Annotated in this window: 1 protein-coding gene; it reads right to left on the minus strand. The window is 68.2% G+C overall.

What is annotated here, in order from left to right:
• Positions 1-1,318: 1,318 nt before the first annotated feature.
• Positions 1,319-1,536 (minus strand): response regulator transcription factor (locus LIU39_RS34655; protein ID WP_227050959.1); only part of this gene is annotated, 218 nt, incomplete at its 5' end.

Below are 1,536 nucleotides of genomic sequence, written 5' to 3' on the forward strand. Positions count from 1 at the left end.
GGGGGGGGGGGGGGGGGGGGGGGGGGGGGGGGGGGGGGGGGGGGGGGGGGGGGGGGGGGGGGGGGGGGGGGGGGGGGGGGGGGGGGGGGGGGGGGGGGGGGGGGGGGGGGGGGGGGGGGGTGGGGGGTGGGGGGGGGGGGGGGGGGGGGGGGGGGGGCTGGGCGGCCTCGGTGCTGGTGCTGGTGCTGGTGCTGGTTGGCCTGTTGGGTGGAGCAGGGGGTTGCTTGTGGTGTTCGGGAGCTTGTCCTGGTGTCGGGGGCATGAGTCGTCCGGCCTTGCGGAGGGCGCGCCAGGTGTATTCCGCATGCACGGTAGGCGGGTACCGGGGGGCGGGATTCGGGCCGTGACAGGGGTGCCCGGGTGCTGTGCGGGCGGAGCGTTGAGCGGGGGGTGCCTCCCCTCGGCAGGTCACCGGTCCGTCGACCGCCGAGCCTGAGCGTGTGGCCGGCAGGGCGAACCGGGTTGGACGGGGCAGGCAACTGAGCCGGGCGAGGCGGACAACTGACGTGCAGGCGCCGCCACTTCCGGAAGTTCCTGATGGGCTGTCAGCTCGGCGGCGAGGTGCTGGTCCTGTCAGCCTGTGGCGGCGCGCATGTTCTGCGGTTCCTGGTCGAGTGGTCGGGGAACCTCTCCCGCCTCGTGGGGGTGCGATGACGATGGCCTGGGTGCAAAGGGAGGCATTTTCCCGTTCGGTCTTCCGTGGCCTCACTCCTCCTGGAAAGAGCCCAGACGTAGTACCACTTGTTCTCTCGGAGGTCGCGGGTGCTGTGCTCGGTCGCGGCATGCAGGATTCCCCGCACCTCGCTGCCTGCATCGAGCGCTGCTATGGCTGCTTGTGGGGCTGACCCGTAGGGAGGGCGGCAAGTGCGGCTCCGGCAGGGTTTGATGAGGCCCCGCTGAGAGAAGATGCCCGCTTCCTCCGGACCCGCGCCATCTCCGTCTTGATGGCCCGCGCCTCGTCCGCGATCTGCAATCCGATTCTCGTCAGAGGCAGATCCGATCGGACGTCTTTTGAGGGCGCCTTTGAGTTCCGGAAATCTGAGGTGTGGAAAGTTGTGGAAGGTGGTGTTGGGCCCGGGGGTTTTCCGCGGTTGTTTGATCGAGTTTGCGGAATCCGACGCTTTCGGCGCATGGCAGATGGGTTCGCGTGGTTGGCCGGGTGGTCTGGCTCTTGAGTGGCTGGGTGCCTGATGTCTTTACTGTGCTTCTGTCTCTGTTTGGGGTGTTGATGGTTTGAGGGGTATTCGGCCTCGGCTGCCAGCCCCTTCTTTTTCTTTTTGTCTGCCGGTGCCGGTGCCGGTGCTGTTGTTGGTTGGTGTTATGTGTTTTGGGTGTTGGTGGGCTGGGTGGTTTGGGGGGTGGGGAAGTGTTGGGTGAGTTGGTGGCGGCCGGTGATTTGGAGTTTGCGGTAGGTGTGGGTGAGGTGGGATTCGATGTTGCGGAGGGTGGTGTTGAGGTGGTGGGCGATGGTGCGGTTGGTGTGGCCTTGGGCGGCGAGTTGGGCGATGTGGTGTTCGGTGGGGGTGAGGAGGCGGG

Source organism: Streptomyces pinistramenti, assembly GCF_020564935.1.
Lineage (GTDB): Bacteria > Actinomycetota > Actinomycetes > Streptomycetales > Streptomycetaceae > Streptomyces > Streptomyces pinistramenti.